The organism is Nocardia sp. NPDC059691, from assembly GCF_042733915.1.
Taxonomy (GTDB): domain Bacteria; phylum Actinomycetota; class Actinomycetes; order Mycobacteriales; family Mycobacteriaceae; genus Nocardia; species Nocardia sichangensis.
On the sequence record NZ_JBHWFB010000004.1, the window covers coordinates 1 to 17,913 of the forward strand.

Consider the following 17,913-nt stretch of genomic DNA (forward strand, 5'->3'; position numbering starts at 1 on the left):
CGGACCGGTGATCAGGCCCAAACCTATGCTCAGCAGTGGTGGGACAAGGGCGATGACACCAGTAACAACAAAGGTTTCGTCGCCGAGATGCGTGCACTCGCCGGCCAGGTCCCCGAATTCGTCGACCCGAATACCGCGGCACCCGCCACCACTGGTGGAACAGGCGGTAGCGGGGGAACCGGAGACAACAACAACGGCAACAACAACGGCAGCGGCAACAACAGCGGCGCAGGCAACAACAGCGGCAAATCCAACGCAAACGGAAGCTCTCCCCAGCCCAGCAGCGACGGCGCCAACCCTCCCACCAGCGGCCTTCCCCCTTCACCCGCCAAAAGCGGCTTGGACTCCACGGGCAACCAACCGACGCCGACCGGGTCGACCGGTCCGACCAACTCGACCAGCCCGCTCGGCAGTTCGGGGCCGTTGTCCAAGCTCGCGGACATGCTGGCTCAGCTGAATTCAGGTCCCATGTTCAGTGGTTCCCCCAGCCCGTTCGGCCCGTCCGGCCCGTGGGGCGCGTCCGGCCCATGGGGCGCGGCGGGTCCGTCCGGGTCGATCACTCCGGCGGGCCTCGGCGGCGGATCGGCCGGCGGCGGAGCCGGGATCGCCAGTCCGGTGGACGACAAACTGTTCCCTCGCGCCGGCGCCCCCGGGACCGGTACCCCCACCGACACCGGCCGCGCTGGACTCCCGGCCACCGCAACCCAAACCAACGCCGCCTATCCGATGGGGATGGGCGGCTACCCACTGGGCGGAGGTATGGGCGGCGGCATGGGCGGACAAGGTCAGCAACAACAGCAGGAGCGCAAACGTGCCGCCTACCTGGACGGTCCCGAGCACCTCGAGGAAGCCGTCGGCGACGATCCACTGTCGGTCCGGCCCATCATCGATCGTTGAGACAGGTGCCCGGCCATGCGCTTTCATATCGTGAACTTTCCCAATACCGAGACCACCCGGCACTATCAGCCGTGCGCGTACACGCAGAAGAATCGGCGCTTCGCCTCGATGATGACCGAGCTCGGTCACGAGGTATTCCTGTACGGCGGCGAGGAGAACGACGCGGCGTGCGCGGAATTCGTCCCGATCGTCACCAGAGCCGAGCAATCCGAGTGGTTCGGCGGTGCCGATCTCTATAAGGACCCCATCAATCTCACATGGAGTCCCCATGATGTGCATTGGCAGATCTCCAACGAGCGCGCGGTCGCCGAGATCGCCCGGCGGAAGGGCAAGCGCGACTTCATCGGAATTCTCGGTGGCACTTGTCAAAAGCCCATCGCGGATACCTTCCCCGAGCTGATGACCGTCGAATTCGGCATCGGCTACAGCGGGGTGTTCGCTAACTACCGGGTGTTCGAGAGCTACGCCTGGATGCATGCTGTCTACGGCTCGTATGCGAGTGTTCCCGGCGTCATGAGCGCCCGCGGCCAGTTCTACGACGCCGTGATCCCGAACTACTATGACGTGGCGGATTTCCCGTTCTCCGAGGACAAGGACGGCTACTTCCTGTTCATCGGCAGGATGGTCGAGGCCAAAGGCATTCAGATCGCGATCGACACCTGCACGCGGCTCGGCGTGAATCTGATCGTCGCCGGCGCGGGGGAAGTCCCCGAGGCCGACTGCGTCGAATACGTCGGTGTAGTCGACTCGACGCGCCGCGGCGAGTTGATGAGCCGGGCTCGTGCGGTTTTCGTGCCGACGCTCTATCTCGAACCTTTCGGTGGCGTCCACGCCGAGGCGATGCTGTGCGGGACTCCGGTGATCACCACCGATTGGGGTGTGTTCACCGAAACCGTGCAGCACGGCGTACAGGGTTTTCGCTGCCGGACGCTGCGCGAGTTCTGCGATGCCGCTGACGCCGTCCACAAACTCGACTATCGCGGAATCCGTGATTACGCGATCTCGAAATTTTCCACCGACGTCGTCGCCCCACAGTACGAGGCGTACTTCGAACGCCTACTCACGCTGTGGGGCGATGGCTGGTACGCGACATAGGAGGTCAGTGTGACGGGACGCTGGCGCGGGCGCACACGAGGCCTACCGTGCTGACGGAATCGGGGCGCCGGAACCTGGTCGTACTGAGGGCGGGCGACGAATCACTGCATGAGCAGTGGCTGGCCGGGTCGCATCCACGTACCTGGGATCTGGTGGTGAGCTATTTCGGTGACGACCCGGACCGCTACCGGGTGGCGGACGTGGCCAGGATCGACCGTAAAGGCCCGAAATGGCCTGCCCTGCATCAAGTCCTGACGACCGATTTGGCTGCGGTGCTCGATCGATACGATTACGTCTGGCTCCCCGACGACGACCTGGCCGCCGACACCTCCAGCATCAACGAGCTGTTCCGCTACGCCGCGCAGCACCGGCTCGCACTGACCCAACCCGCGCTCACCGAGGACAGCTACTACTCCCACGAGATCACGCTCGTCGATCGACGATTCAACCTCCGGCACACGAACTTCGTCGAAATCATGGCACCCTGTTTCAGCCGGGAATTCCTGCGCCGTTGCCTGCCGACCTTCGACGCCACCCAGACCGGCTGGGGTCTGGACTTCCACTGGCCGCGATTCATCACCGACTCCACATCGATCGCCATCGTCGACGCCGTAACGGTCCGGCACACCCGACCGGTCGGCGGGCCGAATTACGCCGCGGCCCGGGCGAGTGGGATCGACACGTGGGCGGAGTATTGCGAATACCTGGTCACGCACGAAATCAGCGACTTGACGCCACGCGTGCACCGCGGCGTCGGAGCACCCAACCGGCCCGCGGAAACCCTCGAACCCACCGCGATCTGCGTGACCATCGACCGGTGGCGCCCCGAGCTGGCCGACTGGTTCGACTTCCACTCCGCGCAAGCGGAATTGACCATCATCTATACGGATGACCCCGATGTCCGGGCCGCGCTGTGCGCAGTGCGCGGTGAGCGGCCCGTCATCCTTCGCGACCACGCGACACCCAACGATGACACGGTTGCTCACGAGGTAGCCAACATCGCCGACGCCGCCGCAACGGCCGAGGCGGCGGGTATGCAATGGCTGCTACCACTCGGCCCAGACGAGGTCTTCTATGACGACGGTCGCCGCCGCTGGCAGATTCCCGGCGTCGGGCAGGTGACATTCATCGGACACGAAGCCGTCCCTTCCCTCGTGCCGGTGACCGATCCCATCCACGAGTGCACCGTGTTCCGGATCAGCGGTCGATCACCCTTTCTCGACACCCCGGCCAACCGCAGCGCGGTCCGTCTCGGCCCCGCTGTCGCGCCGGTGGACGAGTACGGTTTCACCGGATTCGACGGCGTGCACGGCACCGTGACTGCACCGATGATCCTGCACTACCCGTATCCGAGTTTCGAGAGCTGGCTGGCCCGAGCCGAAGAAGTCGCCGAGGTCGGAGGCAGCAAGGCGCGGCACTTCGCCCATCACTCCAGAGACCTGCTCCAGGTGGCCCTCGCCCACGGCGAGCTCTCAGGCGCACGTGCCTGCTTCCAAGCCGGAATCCCGTCCGCCGGCATGGTCGACCGGATGCTCCTGAACGGCGAACTCATGCGCGCCGAGCCGCTACGATTGATGCGCGACCCCCCGGCGCGAGAGCGGCTGCCGTCGGTCGGTGAGGTCGAGGGCAGCGCGCACGAGGTGTCGATGCCGTTGTAGCGGTAGACGTCGTCGAGCGATCCGAATCGGCCGAATATTGCTGACCCTCGATGCGATACCGCGCACCGGGTCGCTCATGGGCAGGAAGGCCAGGGGCGAGGCGGCAACCCGCGGCGCGGTCGCGGCGACAGGCGGCCCGCTCGTCGAGGGCTGGCGCGAGCGGTCCGCCGCCGAACGTGGCGCTGCCGGAACTTGCCGTCCTGAGCGCGGCTGGCCACGGCAATTCTCCGAGATGGAAAGGGATCGGGTCGGCCGGCAAAGTAGTCCGCGCGGCCGCCGTTGACCTTGGAATTCGCCGATCACCGCAGGCAGCGGACCCGCACGCGTTTGCGTGCGTATGTCGGTGCGCAAAGGGTAGGCCGCATATGCACCTACTTCGACGAATGGAGGCGTCATGAGAGACGTCGATGACACTGTTCACGCAGGCCACGGCCGTCGCCTTCGAATTCCCCGTAGCCGAGGAGCCCTCGGCGGGCTCGCGGTGCTACTGCTGGGCTTGTGGGGTGCGCTGATCCCGTTCATCGGACCCTATTTCGGCTTCGCGTTCACTCCGGACGACCCGTGGGTGTGGACGGCGGCGCGCGGGTGGCTCCAGGTATTGCCCGGCGTCGCCGCGATCATCGGTGGATTGCTCATGCTGGCCAGCCGCAACCGGCTCGTGGCGAGCTTCGGCGCGTGGCTGGCAGCGGCGGCGGGCTTGTGGTTCGTCATCGGGCCGATACTGGCGGACACACTGAAAATCGGGGATGTCGGCGAACCCGTCGCCACGTCCGACCTGAAACGGGCCCTGCTGCAACTGGCCTACTTCTATGGTCTCGGAGCGCTGATCCTGTTCTTCGCCGCGACCTCGCTCGGCCGATTGTCCGTACGCAGCGCCCGCGATATCGCCTTCGCGCGACGCGAGGTCGACACCAGAGCCGCCGCCGAGGCCGACAGTCGGCGCCGCGTAGCCGACGCGCCGGGCCCTGCGGAACCCGCCTCCCGTGCCGATGCCACACCGGGGCCGCGACCGAACAAACCCGGGTTGTATCGCAGCTGACCTCACCTCCAACGTTGCCGAGAACGGTGGCCGCCGACGTTCCATCCGGCACGCCGCTACGCAACACTCCTGTCGGCACAATATGGTCGGGTCGCGCGTGTCGCAGGTCCTCCGGTCGAGGAGGTTCCACCTCGACGGTGCAGCGAGCCCTGCGGCGGCGCGGACTGCTGTAGCCACAGGGATTTCGTGCGGATCGTAAGTCGTGGGCGATGCTGCCGCGCAAGGTGTTTTACGATCCACCGACCAGGCGCGACCGGGTCCGGCAGACCGACTTCAGCGAATTCGAAACCACTGGTGGTGGCATCTGGCGGATCTGCGCGGTCATCGACTATGCCACCAAATACTGCCTGGCCATCACCATCACCCCGACCGCCCGCAGCGCGACACCCCTGGCCTGCCTGCAGCTCGCGGTCACCGAGGCCGAGAGTACCCTCGGGCTGCAGGATCTGCGGGCCGATCGTGGACTGGCCGAGGTTATCGGTCCGGCCGGGGAGTTGCTCGGCATGGCACCGATACCGATCGCGGTGGTATCGGACAACGGTCCCTGCTTCCGCGGGGGAGGTGTTCAAGTCCGCGTTCGCCGGGCCGGACCCGCTGCTGCGGCACGTTCGCACCCGGGTCCGATCACCACAGACCAACGGTGTGATCGAGCGGGTCTTCAGCACCTTGAAATACGAGCACCTGTTCCGCGGCGTCATCGCCGACGGTGATGCCTGGAAATGGAGGTCCACCGATTCCGGATCATCTACAACAGGGTCAGGCCGCACCAGGCGCTCGGCGACCGAGTGTCCAGCGCGGCCTTCACCTGCTGCGACCAGTGGAAAAACTCGATAAGCGGCATGTGCGGATGTCTGTGATGCTGCTTTCCTGGACGGAGTGAACGACTTCTCGAAGACTAGAGTCCGATCCATGAAAGACCGACCGGTCCTCGTCGTGGCCCTGATCGGGGGCTTCATCGGCGCAATGCTGTCGAGTCCGTTCGCCGTGTACTTCGGCTTCGGCACTCCTGTACTCGCTACCGTCATTGTCGGCGTGGGAATCTTGCTGGCTGGAGGCATAATGTTCGGCGGCCTCTGCGCTGCACTGGCATGGGCCGTCAGGGCTGATCGGCGTAACGGTGGTTACCGCTGTCGCGGTGAGAGCCGGGCATAGCTTTTAGAAGCTACGGTCTGCCGGCGGTACGCAACAGCCGTAGAGGACGCGGTGATCGGCAATACCGGACGCAGCAGGTGACCTCGACAGCCATGGCATCAACCATGTGACCGGCCAGATCCTGCCAAGACGCCTGGACGGGCCGATCTCACTCGAGGTGCCGGGAGAAGAACCGGTTCCCTTCATCCGCCTCGGACGCCGGGGTGCCGTTGTGCCCGCCCGTATTGGCGTGCAGCGCCTTCTCCTTGGAACCAAAGGCGTCGAACAGGTCCAAAGCCCTCTGCCGGTCGCTTCCTTCGTCGTCCCATTGCAGTAGGACCTGCAACGGGATGGTGATCTGACGGGCCTCGGCGACCATGGTGCGGGGCACGGAAGTCCCGGCGAACAGACGGGCGGCCGCGATGCGCGGCTCGACCGCCGCCAGGCGGATGCCGAAGGCGAACGCCCCTCCCGACAACCCGACCGGTCCGCCGATTTCGGACAGCGCGAGGATGGCGTCCAGGACCGCCCGCCATAGTGGGACCGCCAAGAGGCGGAAGCGGAGGCGGGCGTCCACAGGATGCCTGGGATCTCATCGAGGGCGAATTCGCGCTCGATGACGCCGTCGTCGAGGCGATGTTCGGAAATGAATTGCACGGTAGTGCCTTTCGGGAGCGCTTGAACGGCGCTCCCGGACGACCTATCGCCCGACCGTGACCCCAGAGAGGAGCACCCATGTCGATACTGCGTTCACGGGTACCACCTCCTCGTTCGCTGGCACGGCCTCCGGCAAGTTTGCAATGGTCGCAGAACATCGTCAACGGCTTTTCGTCGTGGCTGCGTGACCGCACACCGAGCTCTATCCGCCGAATCTGGACGCTGGGGGCCTGTCGTGCCTGCGGATCTGCCAGGCCGCCTTGGTCTATGTGAACGTGCTGATGTCCGGGACATCATCGCCGACCCCGACTATCCCGTCGAACTGACCGCAGAGGACGAAACGTGGGCTGGCCCCGCTGTTCTGGTCCCGTGTGCTCGCCTACGGTGAGGTCAAGCTGAACATGAACAGCCGCCTGGCACTTGCCAATCGAGTACTCGTGCGCGCCGGCGCGCGACCTCCATCTCCACGGCGACGTGTGCGTTCGGGCGAAGGCGGAGATCTGGCTGCACTGGGATTCTTCCGGCGAAACCATCACAGTCGGACAGCGGTCCGACGTGCCGATTGGGTCGGCACTATTGCTGAAAGCTCGCGCCATGCCGCCAACGGCAGCGTGGTCGGATCGGTGCCCACAACCTGCAAGCACACGTGGTCAGCCCCTGCCGCCAGGTGCTGACCTATCCGTTCCTCGATCGCGGAAAGATCGCCGTAGGCCATGATCGCATCGACCAGCCGACCGCTGGGTTCGCTGATGTCATCGTCGCCGAAGCCGAGCCTGTGCAGGTTGGCGGCCTGGTGCGGCGCGCCCGACGCATATGCCGCGACATAGGCGCGTGCTACTTCCCGAGCACGGCTGACATCAGTGTCCAGAACCACCGGTTGCTCCACGCCGAGAAATGGCCTGTGCCCCAACACCTCTCTGGCTTTCGCCGTATGCGCTACCGGAACGAAGTACGGGTGCGCACCCCACGTCCGTCGCGCCGCCAGTTCCAGCATCCTCGGCCCGAGGGCACCGATCACCCGCCGTGGCGCCGGATCGGGCACAGGGCCGTGCGCCGGTACCGCGTCCATTGCGTCGAGGTACCCTCCCATCAGCGCCAGGGGTTTACCGCCCGCTGGAATCGTATAGCCGTCAGCCTCGACCGGACGGCCGGCAACACGGTGACCCCCAAGCCCCAGCAGGTAACGGCCCGGGAAGGCCTCGCCGAGCGCACGCTCCGCAGTCGCCATAGCGAGAGGATCTCGCAGCGCGATATTGGCAATACCCGCCGCCACAACGATTCGCTCAGTAGCCGACAGCAGCAGCCACGCCTGTCCGACAGTGTCCCGGCCGAATCCCTCGCCGAACCAGATCGCACCGAAACCCAGTTCTTCGATCTCCGCGGCCGCATCCCGGACCAGCGTTGCCGGCTGCCTGTCGAAGGCCCACGTCCAGAGACCCACAGCGCCCAATTCTCGTTGCGTCATCGCAGCTTCCCATTCGCCCAAAACCGGAGAGCCTCTCCGGTTCGCTCTCAGTAGAATATGGAGAGGCTCTCCGATTCGCAAGGGGTGTGATGAGGTCACACGCACAACGCAACTACAACCGCATACTGGCAGCGGCAGCCGCTGTCTTCGCGGAGTCAGGGCCCGATGCATCGCTCAATGAGGTCGCCCGCCGTGCGGATGTCGGGCCGGGCACTCTGTATCGCCATTTCCCGGATCGGCAATCGTTGCAGCTCGCGGTGTTGCAGGACCGCATCGAAGCTCTCTGCAGATGCGGCGAGGAATTGCTGTCCGCACCGGACGCGCACGCGGCGCTCGGAGAATGGTTGCGGGCACTGCTATTCCACGCTCGCAACGACCGGGGACTCGGTGCGGCCGCACTCACCGGGCCCATCGGTTCGAACTTCGAGTGCCGGGAAGCCATCAGGCGAACAGCGGAGAAGCTGTTGACGCGCGCACAAGGAGCAGGCACCGTGCGAACCGATACCTCCGCGGACGATCTCATCCAACTGGTGGCCGGGATCGGCCTCGCCGCCACGGACAGCCGCGATGCCGGCCAGCCCGATCGGCTACTCGGAATCGCCGTCGACGGACTCATCACCCATTGAACCCGCCTAGTGGATGTGCCCGTCGGCGTGGACTGTACGGGATCGTCAACTGCTCCGCGGCGGAGATGTCGAACAGGGTCAGTTCGCGGAGTTGCCGCGCCGCTGCGGCGCGCTGTTCGGCCCGCTCACGAACCGCGCAGGTCGGCCCGATGCCCTGGGCCACGTGGCGGCGAGCGACGCCGGCGACACCGCGCGCATCGTCGCGCTCGGCCACGAATTCCACCGCGCCGTGAACCTCGTCGCCGACTCGGACCGCTTGGCACGCCTGCTGGCGGGGATCGTGCACCAGCTGCCCAACAGCTTCTACGCCTCGCTGGAATCCGATGCCGCGACCACAGCATCCGGACACGCCGAGCTGGTCGCCGCGCTGGAGCGACGTGATGATCGCAGGGCGCGCGCTCGCCGAAACCCATAGCGCGGATGGCGCCGACTTCGTCGTGGACGCGCTCGATCAACGGGGAATCTGAGCTGAATGACCGTTCTGGTCAATATCATGTTCGGCCACAACGGGATTACAACACAAGGCGAGCCGAATCCGCCTGGACCGAACGCCACTGCTCCGCTCCGCAGGCTGTCCCGAGAGCCACAAGCGATATTCGACCCTTACTGATTCAGTGGTCTGAACCATGCGGCTCGCGAAATCGCGCATTCCGCACTTATCACAACCGAGTTGGGCTACGGTGTGCCGCGCCGAAGGCACGAAGTCACCGGATTCGGTGCCGCGGTGAAGACCGGCGGCGTCCGGGAGGGCGACGCGGTCGCGGTCATCGGCTGCGGCGGCGTCGGACTCAACGCCGTCCAAGGCGCCCGGATCGCCGGCGCCACCACCATCATCGCCATCGACGTCCACAGCGACCGGCTCGCACTGGCCACCGAACTCGGCGCCACCCACACCCTCACCGCAGGACCCGACGTGGTCAAGAAGGTCAAGCAGCTCACCGGACGCCGGGGCGCCGACGTCGTCATCGCAGTAGCGCGCCGACAGGAAACCGTCGATCAAGCCGTCGCCATGGCCCGCCGCGGCGGCACCACAGTCCTCGTCGGCGCGGGACCAGGAGTCGGGGTGGGCGAAGTCTTCAACGACGTCGTCATGTCCGGCAAGACCGTCAAGGGCTGCCTGTGCGGCTCGGCCCACGTCAAACGCGACATCCCCCAGCTCGTCGAGCTCTACCAGCGGGGCGCGCTACTGCTGGACCAGTTGGTCACCGAGACCTTCGATTTCGGCCACATCGGCAAAGCGGTCGAATACTGCGCAGACGAGAACGGCGCCCGAGCGGTCGTCCTATCCTGAGCGCCGACCTGGCTCGGAGCTCCGCGGGCCGAGCTTCGAGTCCAAGGAAAGAATGCCGGGTTCTAGCAGCGGATCCCGGATCACCAAGATTCTTCGTATACGCACTACGCAGATACCCCACCATCCGGCGCAAATCATCGCAATCATGCCGATAGGCATTACAGCTCACACCGACGAGCCAGAAACCTGAAGTCTCAGGCGACCGGGTTACAACCCCGCCGCACTTCTCGAGGCGTCACATTTCCTCTAACCAAGCATGGCGAAAACAAGTCCGAACCCCGTGGGACCGCTCAGTCCCGCCATCTTCAGTCGCGAGCCAGAAACAATCCGGTGCGCCCAACCGCAGCAATCATCGCTCGCCGCACCCAACCAATCATAGCCCTCACCCCGCTGCCGCGTGATACATCTCCCGATGCTCCGCCCACGGACGCGCCCGCTCCTCCGCACTCATCGCCAACAACGCCCGCAACTTCCCCCACGCCACCTCATCGGTCGGCGTATACACCTGCATCCACGCATTCGGCACCGACGGCAACGACATACTCGTCAAAAACATCTCCAACTCCCCCACCGCCAAATTCCGCACCGCCTTCGTCCGACTCACCGGCACCGCCACATCATTCAACGCCCACAACGACGCGAAACTCTCACTCTCCCCACACAACTCCGCAATAAACCCCTCCCACCCCGGATCACCCAGATTCTTCGCATACGCCCCACGCAAATACCCCACCATCCGCCGCAGATCATCCCAATTATGCCGATACGCATTGCAGCACTCCGGAGTCAAAAACACCCGACGCGCCACATTACGCTCCCCCGCCAGAAACCCCGGGCACGACGCCTCATACGAAGAGTTGTGCGCCAACACGTCATACCTGGCACTCAACACCACCCCCGGCAACGGCTCCAAATGATCCGAAATCACCTGCAACTCCTCCGGCAACGCCGACCCCGAATCTACCGAAGGCACCGTCGGCACATCCGCCAACCGATACAAATGCGCCTTCTCCGCCGCATCCAACGACAACGTCCGCGCCATCGCATTTAGAACTTGAACACTGACATTTATTTCGCGACCTTGTTCAAGCCAGGACAACCACGGAAAGAGGTATCAATGAGTTGAGCGGCCGAGACCAACTCGAGCCGATCGAATGTGCAGGTCAGAGCCGATCTCGTTCGATGTCACCCACTCCATCGGGCGTATAGCCCCCTTGGCAGCCTCCTGACCAAGGCGGAGCATATGCGGACACGGACGGTGGCGCCGCACGGGCGCGGCGAGCAATCCGCGTAAAATTCACATTGCTCACAGCCAACCACCGACCCACTCACAAGCGTCCACCCGATTTTCGACAACGGCTAGCTTCTTACCCGACCGACGTGATTCCCTCCAATCGAGAGCCTGTGGCGGCGCTCCACATCGCAGGCTGTTACTCCCTTCGGCCATCTCCGCCCTCACCCTGGGCGATGTAGCCGCTGCCTCCTGCCGCCGCCCCGGCTGTGTTTCACTGATCGGCGCTGACCGCGAAGACCGGAAACCTGTCGTGCCAGGGACGCGGCTGGAACTGCACGCGTACCGGTCGGCGCGGAAGCGAGGGGACTATCCCTTCGATGGATGTGTAGACCCATGGACCTTCATCGAGTTCGACGATGGCGATCGTCAGCGGGACCAGCCCACCCCGTCTATCCGTCGGAGCGCGATCTATCGAGCGCCAAGACACGATCGAACCCACGCCCGACGACGGCATCCACTCGAGATCATCGGATCCGCAGGCTGAACATCCAGCGGTCATCGGCGCGAGCAGCATGTCACAGTCCGCGCAACGGCAAATCATCAACGCGTCACCTACACGACGCGCATCGCGGGCGCTGATGCCGTTCGATGTGTGCCTCGGATTGTGCGCGTGCATACAGGCCTCCGCGGGATGGTGCCGGCTGGTTCCGCTCCAGCGTCTCCGGATCAGGGCGTTGCGGCGACGGTCGATCGACCGGGGGCATACCTATTTCCCGCCCGCGCCGCGAGCTGTCGGGCCGCGATGCGGTGTCCGACAGCGTCGGCGATCCATCTCCTCCACCTGCGCCGTACGATGCACAGCGGCCCTCATATATAATACATAATGCTTCAGGTGCGATACCGAAGAGTCGACTGGGGCTCGCGTCGTGTGCGATCGCCGGGTAGCTCGCTCCCAAGGCTCGGCCTGCCATGCGACGTGCGCTTCCGGTGTTCGACGACCCCTCCCGCGCCGACACGTTGCCCACCTGGCGAAATAGTGTTCCCTGAAAGGAATTCGATGCGACGCTCCGCGTTCTTCGACACCGACTCCGACGACCGGATCCTGTCCCCTCTGCCCACGGCCGGCAGTGGCTGGAACGGCGGTCAGATGCGGGGGGTGGCGGTCAGCGCCGTACTTGCTCGCGGGGTCGAGCGCCGCCTGGCCGACCTCGGTCCAGACCGGCTTCGGCCCGCCCGCTGGACTGTGGACCTCTTCCACCCCGTCGCCATGCGCCCCTGTTCGGTCGAGACCGAGATCGTGCGGGCGGGCAAGCGGCTGCGTCTGGTGGACGCGCACCTCCTCCAGGATGGGCAGCCCGTAGCCGCGGCCAGGGCGCTGTTCCTCGCAGCGGGCTCGAATCCAGCCGGTGACTGCTGGTCGGCGGGCAAGGCACTCCCGCCACCGCCCGCCTCATGGCGACGGAGCGAAGACCGTGCCCGCGTCTATTACAGCGACGACGCCGGCTGGGATGCCGATCCCGCCCAGCACCACAACAGGAGCCGCAACCGCTTGTGGCACGGGCCTATCGACATTGTCACCGGGGAGGAACCGTCACCGTTCCAGTTCGCCTGCGGCGTCGCCGATGTCTCCAACCTCGTCGCCAACCTCGGTACCCATGGGCTCGAGTACATCAACGCCGACGTCACCGTGGCGTTCAGCCGCCTCCCCATCGGCGGCGAAATGGGAATCTCCGCGACGGATCGACAGGAAGACGACGGCATCTCGGTGGGCACTGCCGTGCTCTACGACCGGCTCGGCGCCTTCGGCTCGTCGACCGTCACAGCCATCACCGCGCCCGCCCCCGCCGACCTACAGGTGGCGAGCACCGCGAGCCCCTAGGGCAGGCCACAGCTGCTGCTCGAGGCACGGAGTTATCCTCGGGAAGGACGACCCCACCGCCGGATCGTCCGCGAGTTCGTCCCGAATCGAGGCCGACGATGGGCGATATCCCGCCGACCCAGCGCAGCCCCTCCTCGGGCATCGTCGCGGAGTTGAGCGCCGAAGGCTTCGACGATGCCGAGGAGATCGGCCGCGGGGGCTTCGGCGTGGTGTATCGCTGCACGCAACCCGACCTGGATCGGGTCGTCGCGGTGAAGGTCCTCACCGCGGAACTCGACCCGGACGGACTCCAGCGTTTCGTCCGCGAGCAGCAAGCCATGGGCCGCTTGTCCGGGCACCCCCACATCGTGGCGGTGTTCCAGGTCGGCACCACGCGCGGCGGACACCCCTACCTGGTGATGCCTTACCACGCGCACGGCTCGCTCGAGCAGCGCATCCGGGACGACGGACCGCTCGGGTGGGCCACGGTCCTGCGGCTCGGGGTCAAGATCTCGGGCGCGCTGGAAACCGCGCATCGCGCCGGGATCCTCCATCGCGACGTGAAACCGGGCAACATCTTGCTGACCGAATACGGGGAGCCGGAATTGACGGATTTCGGCATCGCGCGAATACCGGGAGGCTTCCGCACGACCAGCGGAATCATCACCGCCTCCCCGGCGTTCACCGCGCCGGAGGTACTGCGCGGCTCGCCGCCGACGCCGGTCTCGGACGTGTACAGCCTGGGCGCCACTCTGTTCTGCTCCCTCACCGGGCACGTGGCCTACGAACGTCGTGTCGGCGAGCAGGTGATGACGCAGTTCTTCCGGGTCTCCGAGCAGCCCGTCCCGGATTTCGGGGAACGGGATGTGCCAGAAGAGGTGCGTGCGGCCATCGAACACGCGATGGCCACGGAGCCTGCGGACCGGCCCGCGGGCGCGGCGAGCCTCGGCCAGGAACTGCGCCGGGTCCAGGAGCGTACCGGCGGTCCGGTCGATTCCTTGGTTCTGCCGCCCACACACCGGTCGTCGGTCGCGCCCGCTGAGGTGTCGTCCAGTCGGCGGGAAAGAGACGCTGTCCCACCGACTCCCGCGACGAAGTACCGTCCGCCCGGCCTCCCACGGACGCCTCTCCCCAGGAAGTGGCTGCTGGATCAGCTTCGGTCGAACGAACACACCCGGCTCACCTGGATCCACGCGCCGAGCGGATTCGGCAAGACGACGCTGGCCGCGCAATGGCGCGACGAGCTGCTACGTAAGGGCGCGGCGGTAGCCTGGCTCACCGTCGACGAGGACGACAACAATGTCGCCTGGTTCCTCGCACACGTGGTGGAAGCGCTCCGCTCGGCCTATCCTCGGCTCGCCGATGAACTCGCCGATGTTCTCGACGCGCATCCCGACCCCGCCCGCGCGATGCTGACCGCACTCGTTGACGCACTGCACACCCGGCAGGATCGGCTCACCCTGGTGCTCGACGACTGGCAACGGGTGAACGCCCCGGCATCGGTCGCCGCGGTCCGATTCCTCCTCGAACACGGCTGCCATCATCTGCCGATCATGGTGACGAGCACGTCCAGATCCGGATTGCCGTTGAGCAGACTGCGCATGCACGGCGAGCTGGTGGAGATCGACGCGACGGCGTTGCGATTCGATAGCGACGAAGTGCGCGAGTTTCTCACGGAAGCGGGTGGATTGCGGCTGACCCGGGCCGATATCGACACCCTCGCGCGCGTCACCGACGGCTGGATCGCCGCGCTTCAGCTGGCCGTACTGTCGCTGCGCGCAGGCGAGGATCCCGCGCGTCTGCTCGAACGGCTCGCCGAGCACCCCGACATCGGCGAGTTCCTGGCCGAGAACGTGCTCCGCGCGCTCGACCCCGGCACCCTCGAATTCCTCATGCTCACCTCGCTCTGTGAGCGCGTCTGCGGCGACCTCGCCGCCGCGCTCACCGGAAACGATCACGCCCAGGAACTGCTCGAGGACATCGAAGACCGAGGCATGTTCCTGCAGCGGGCCGACCCAGAGAGGCGATGGTTCCGCTATCACCAGCTGTTCGCCGGGTACTTGCGGCGACGGTTGGTCTCCCAGCGTCCGGACGAGATCCCGGCCCTGCGGCTTCGAGCGTCGGCTTGGTTCGCAGAGCACCACCTGCTCAATGAAGCGGTCGATCAGGCGCTCGCGGCCGGGGACGAGGACCGAGCCGCCGACCTCGTCGAGCGAGATGGCCAATACCTGCTGGAGCGATCGCGGATATCGCTGCTGCAGGGCATTCTCGCCAAGCTTCCCGTGCGTGCCAGCCGCGCGCGACCCCGGCTCCAGCTGCTCGCGGCCTGGGTGAACCTCGTCCTGCGCCGACCAGGACCAACCACGGCGGCCCTGGCCCGATTCGATGCCGCCCTCGACGAGGCGGCCCCGCCCCAGAGTGAACGCGCGCAGATGCGGACCGAGGCCGACGTCCTGACGAGCGTCGGCGAGATGTTCGCCGACCGGGTTGCCGACCTGGACCGGCTGATCGGCGACGCGCTGGCGCGGCCGGAGACCTTCTCGCCGTTCGTGGCGGGAGCGGCGGGCAATATCGCCACCTACGCCGCGATCCAGCGCTTCGATTTCGACGCCGCCCGCCGCTGGCAGCAGTGGGCCACCCCGTATCACGAGGCGACCGGTCCGTTTCCCAGGGTCTACGGCTGCTGCTTCGGCGGAATGGCAGCCAGGGAACAGCTCGACCTCCCGGCCGCCGAGGAGATGTTCCGAACAGCGCTCGACACCGCCCGCGCCACCATGGGGAACACCTCGCACGCGGCCCGTCTCGCAAGCGCCCTGCTCGGCGACTTACGTTACGAGACAGGTGATCTCGAGGAAGCCGCCGAGCTGCTCGAAGAGAGCAGGGGGCTGGCGACCGAAGGCGGAGGCGGTGTCGACTTCATGATGGCCACCTACGCGACGGGCGCGCGAGTCCGGGCGCTGCTGGGTGACCAAGACACCGCGCGGGGACTGTTGGACGAGGGCATGGCGCACGCCGAACGCCTGGCACTGCCGCGCCTGGCCGCACGGGTGCGCAATGAGCGGGTCCGACTGGGGTTCGAGCTCGAGCACGGCGAACCGGAGGCGATCCTGCGCCGACGCGCGCCCCAGCGCAGGGACGGGATAGCGACTTTCATCGATGAATGCGACGAAGACTCCGCCATCCGGCTGCTGCTCGCCGACCCGAACGCCGAACGCCGTAGCGAGGCGGTCGAGCGAGCGCGCACCCTCACCTCCGGCATCGACGCGGTGAGCAGACCGCTCGCCGCACTGCGCGCCGGTTTCCTGCTCGGCGTAGCGCTGCGGCTCACCGGCCGGTCCGAGGAAGCGGAGCAGACGCTCGCACCGCTGGCACGGCATTCCGCCCGACTGGGCCTGTCCCGCCTACCCGTCGATTCGGCGGCCGGAACAGCGCCCCGGCCCACCGGCTGAACAGGGCGCCGGCGGTCGTAGTGGCCGGCTATCGCCTCCGCGAGCCGCCACGACCGAGTTCAGAGGGGCGATGTCGACCCACACCGTGTCCAAGTTCTTGCACACTCCCGCCTCGGGACTCCCTTTAGTGTCGAGAGCACTCGTTATTCGGCGAAGCGCCACGAGGACAGGGAGCGAGAGTTGCCGAAGGGCTATCCGGCACAGGCCGGTCTCACCATCGATTATCCGGTGTCCGCGGTGGAGGACACCGCGCAGGCCAGCGGATACTTGCTGGCCGCCGTGCGGGATTGTCTCGAAGTATCGATCTGCCTGCTCGACGGGCCCGCACAGCCCGAGCAGCTCCGCAGGCTCGAAGAGGAGGCTGCGCGGTGGGCATGCGCGGACATCCCGATCGTCACCATCCTGCGCGTCGTCCACGATGGCGTCCGGCTCGGCATCGAACTGGCCGGCGACCGGGCGTCGACCGAGGCCGGCCAGCTCGGCGCCGTCGATACGGACCGGGTGCTGGGGTTGCTCGGCACCGTCACCGCCGCCGTCGCCCGCGGCTACACACGGCAGTTGCACACCGCGGCCCATCAGCACCACACCGCCACGCGCGCCCTTGCCTCCGCACTGCTCGAGGGACAGCCGACCTCGACATTGGCGCGCCACAACGGCATCGAGATCGCCGACGAGTACTGGATCCTGGCCGTCGCCGTCCCCCGTCCCGCCAGCGCCGCAGCCAAGTCACGTGTCCGCACCGAACGTCCACTCCGGCGCATCCGAGCCGAACTCGCCCACCGTTCCCAGGGGGCCGCGCTGTCGATCCTCTCGCCCACCGGCGGCACCATCCTGCTGCCCACCGCACTCGCCGACGACAGCACACTGGACGAGTGGATCGCCGCCATCGCACGCATCGCCGGAGTTCCGGTCACCGCGACGCTCATCCGCGCGGCGACGCCGGATATTCCCTCCTGCGCCGCCCAAGCCCATGAACTGCTCGACTTGGTCCACCGGCTCGGATTGCGAGACGGGCTGCACCGCTTCGCCGATCTGGCACTGGAATACCAGCTCACGCGTCCTGGTCCTGGACTCGAATGGCTCAGCGCCCTGCTCGACCCCCTCGACGAGGAGCCCGAACTGCTCGAGACCCTGCGGTGTCACGTCGCCAACGGTATGAATCGAAGACGAACCGCCCAGATACTGTACCTGCATCCGAACACCGTCGACAACCGGCTCAAACGAATAGCCCAGATCATCGGCTTGGACGCAACCCAGTCATCCGGGCTGTGGTATCTGCGATCGGCTTTGATCGCCCGTAGGCACCGTGCTGCCGCTCCGAAGCGGGTCCGCCGCGAAACGCCCACCGGACCCGAGCTACCGCGACAACTCCGCGAAGTGGCCCTCCGCAAACATTATGCATAATACTTGATACGTAACCTTTCCAATTTTGTGCGCTGAATCCGCTTCAGATGCCCGTCGCCGGGTAGGTCTCATGGGGAGACAGATCCGACTGACAAAGGAGGCGTACCGG

13 protein-coding genes and 2 pseudogenes are annotated in these 17,913 nt (G+C 66.2%); 11 read left to right on the top strand and 4 right to left on the bottom strand.

Features of this window, described 5'->3' with window-relative positions:
* The 5 genes and pseudogenes from ACFV2O_RS10315 to ACFV2O_RS10335 all read left to right on the top strand — a co-directional run.
* Positions 1 to 897 (top strand): annotated as a pseudogene (locus ACFV2O_RS10315) (hypothetical protein); the annotation flags it as partial.
* A gap of 15 nt (positions 898 to 912) precedes the next feature.
* Positions 913 to 1,992, top strand: coding sequence for a glycosyltransferase (locus tag ACFV2O_RS10320; protein WP_379251579.1), 1,080 nt, complete (start codon positions 913 to 915; stop codon positions 1,990 to 1,992).
* Positions 1,993 to 2,039: 47 nt separating this feature from the next.
* Positions 2,040 to 3,650 carry a hypothetical protein gene (locus ACFV2O_RS10325; protein WP_379251580.1) on the top strand — a complete coding sequence of 537 codons (1,611 nt, stop codon included), beginning with the start codon at positions 2,040 to 2,042 and terminating at the stop codon, positions 3,648 to 3,650.
* Positions 3,651 to 4,044: 394 nt separating this feature from the next.
* Positions 4,045 to 4,689, top strand: a complete 645-nt coding sequence (locus tag ACFV2O_RS10330; RefSeq protein WP_379251581.1) for a hypothetical protein — start codon at positions 4,045 to 4,047, stop codon at positions 4,687 to 4,689.
* Positions 4,690 to 4,898: 209 nt separating this feature from the next.
* Positions 4,899 to 5,399, top strand: coding sequence for a hypothetical protein (locus tag ACFV2O_RS10335; RefSeq protein ID WP_379251582.1), 501 nt, complete (start codon positions 4,899 to 4,901; stop codon positions 5,397 to 5,399).
* 590 nt (positions 5,400 to 5,989) lie between these two features.
* Here the strand turns inward: ACFV2O_RS10335 and ACFV2O_RS10340 are convergent.
* Positions 5,990 to 6,477 (bottom strand): annotated as a pseudogene (locus tag ACFV2O_RS10340) (hypothetical protein).
* A gap of 532 nt (positions 6,478 to 7,009) precedes the next feature.
* Entirely contained in the window at positions 7,010 to 7,942 is a 933-nt protein-coding gene (locus ACFV2O_RS10345) for a TIGR03620 family F420-dependent LLM class oxidoreductase (protein WP_379251583.1), read from the bottom strand.
* 89 nt (positions 7,943 to 8,031) lie between these two features.
* Between ACFV2O_RS10345 and ACFV2O_RS10350 the strand changes: the two genes are divergently transcribed.
* The 3 genes from ACFV2O_RS10350 to ACFV2O_RS10360 all read left to right on the top strand — a co-directional run bounded on the left by ACFV2O_RS10350 (position 8,032) and on the right by ACFV2O_RS10360 (position 9,859).
* Positions 8,032 to 8,568 (top strand): TetR/AcrR family transcriptional regulator, encoded by a 537-nt coding sequence (locus ACFV2O_RS10350; RefSeq protein WP_379251584.1) that lies wholly within the window; start codon positions 8,032 to 8,034, stop codon positions 8,566 to 8,568.
* 163 nt (positions 8,569 to 8,731) lie between these two features.
* Entirely contained in the window at positions 8,732 to 8,983 is a 252-nt protein-coding gene (locus tag ACFV2O_RS10355; RefSeq protein ID WP_379251585.1) for an FCD domain-containing protein, read from the top strand.
* A gap of 255 nt (positions 8,984 to 9,238) precedes the next feature.
* On the top strand, positions 9,239 to 9,859 hold the full coding sequence (locus tag ACFV2O_RS10360; protein ID WP_379251586.1) for a zinc-binding dehydrogenase: 621 nt from the start codon (positions 9,239 to 9,241) through the stop codon (positions 9,857 to 9,859).
* Positions 9,860 to 10,241: 382 nt separating this feature from the next.
* Here ACFV2O_RS10360 and ACFV2O_RS10365 read toward each other — a convergent pair whose 3' ends face one another.
* Positions 10,242 to 10,901 carry a transcriptional regulator gene (locus ACFV2O_RS10365; RefSeq protein WP_379251587.1) on the bottom strand — a complete coding sequence of 220 codons (660 nt, stop codon included), beginning with the start codon at positions 10,899 to 10,901 and terminating at the stop codon, positions 10,242 to 10,244.
* A gap of 463 nt (positions 10,902 to 11,364) precedes the next feature.
* Complete coding sequence (locus ACFV2O_RS10370) at positions 11,365 to 11,769, bottom strand: Zn-ribbon domain-containing OB-fold protein (RefSeq protein WP_379251588.1); 405 nt, start codon at positions 11,767 to 11,769, stop codon at positions 11,365 to 11,367.
* A gap of 381 nt (positions 11,770 to 12,150) precedes the next feature.
* On the opposite strand from ACFV2O_RS10370, the gene ACFV2O_RS10375 reads away from it, so the two are divergent.
* From ACFV2O_RS10375 to ACFV2O_RS10385, 3 genes are all read left to right on the top strand, one after another.
* Positions 12,151 to 12,972 carry an acyl-CoA thioesterase domain-containing protein gene (locus ACFV2O_RS10375; protein WP_379251589.1) on the top strand — a complete coding sequence of 274 codons (822 nt, stop codon included), beginning with the start codon at positions 12,151 to 12,153 and terminating at the stop codon, positions 12,970 to 12,972.
* A 98-nt stretch (positions 12,973 to 13,070) separates the two neighbouring features.
* Positions 13,071 to 16,400 (top strand): protein kinase, encoded by a 3,330-nt coding sequence (locus ACFV2O_RS10380; protein ID WP_379251590.1) that lies wholly within the window; start codon positions 13,071 to 13,073, stop codon positions 16,398 to 16,400.
* A 180-nt stretch (positions 16,401 to 16,580) separates the two neighbouring features.
* A complete protein-coding gene (locus tag ACFV2O_RS10385) occupies positions 16,581 to 17,804 on the top strand; it encodes a PucR family transcriptional regulator (protein WP_379251591.1) in 1,224 nt (407 codons plus the stop codon).
* Positions 17,805 to 17,913 lie beyond the last annotated feature (109 nt).

Excerpts from the sequence above, each read along its gene's own strand:
- ACFV2O_RS10320 (WP_379251579.1), top strand. The coding sequence starts at position 913 with ATGCGCTTTCATATCGTGAACTTTCCCAATACCGAGACCACCCGGCAC.
- ACFV2O_RS10330 (WP_379251581.1), top strand. The coding sequence starts at position 4,045 with ATGAGAGACGTCGATGACACTGTTCACGCAGGCCACGGCCGTCGCCTT.
- ACFV2O_RS10335 (WP_379251582.1), top strand. The coding sequence starts at position 4,899 with ATGCTGCCGCGCAAGGTGTTTTACGATCCACCGACCAGGCGCGACCGG.
- ACFV2O_RS10345 (WP_379251583.1), bottom strand. The coding sequence starts at position 7,942 with ATGACGCAACGAGAATTGGGCGCTGTGGGTCTCTGGACGTGGGCCTTC.
- ACFV2O_RS10350 (WP_379251584.1), top strand. The coding sequence starts at position 8,032 with ATGAGGTCACACGCACAACGCAACTACAACCGCATACTGGCAGCGGCA.
- ACFV2O_RS10365 (WP_379251587.1), bottom strand. The coding sequence starts at position 10,901 with ATGGCGCGGACGTTGTCGTTGGATGCGGCGGAGAAGGCGCATTTGTAT.
- ACFV2O_RS10370 (WP_379251588.1), bottom strand. The coding sequence starts at position 11,769 with ATGCACGCGCACAATCCGAGGCACACATCGAACGGCATCAGCGCCCGC.
- ACFV2O_RS10375 (WP_379251589.1), top strand. The coding sequence starts at position 12,151 with ATGCGACGCTCCGCGTTCTTCGACACCGACTCCGACGACCGGATCCTG.
- ACFV2O_RS10380 (WP_379251590.1), top strand. The coding sequence starts at position 13,071 with ATGGGCGATATCCCGCCGACCCAGCGCAGCCCCTCCTCGGGCATCGTC.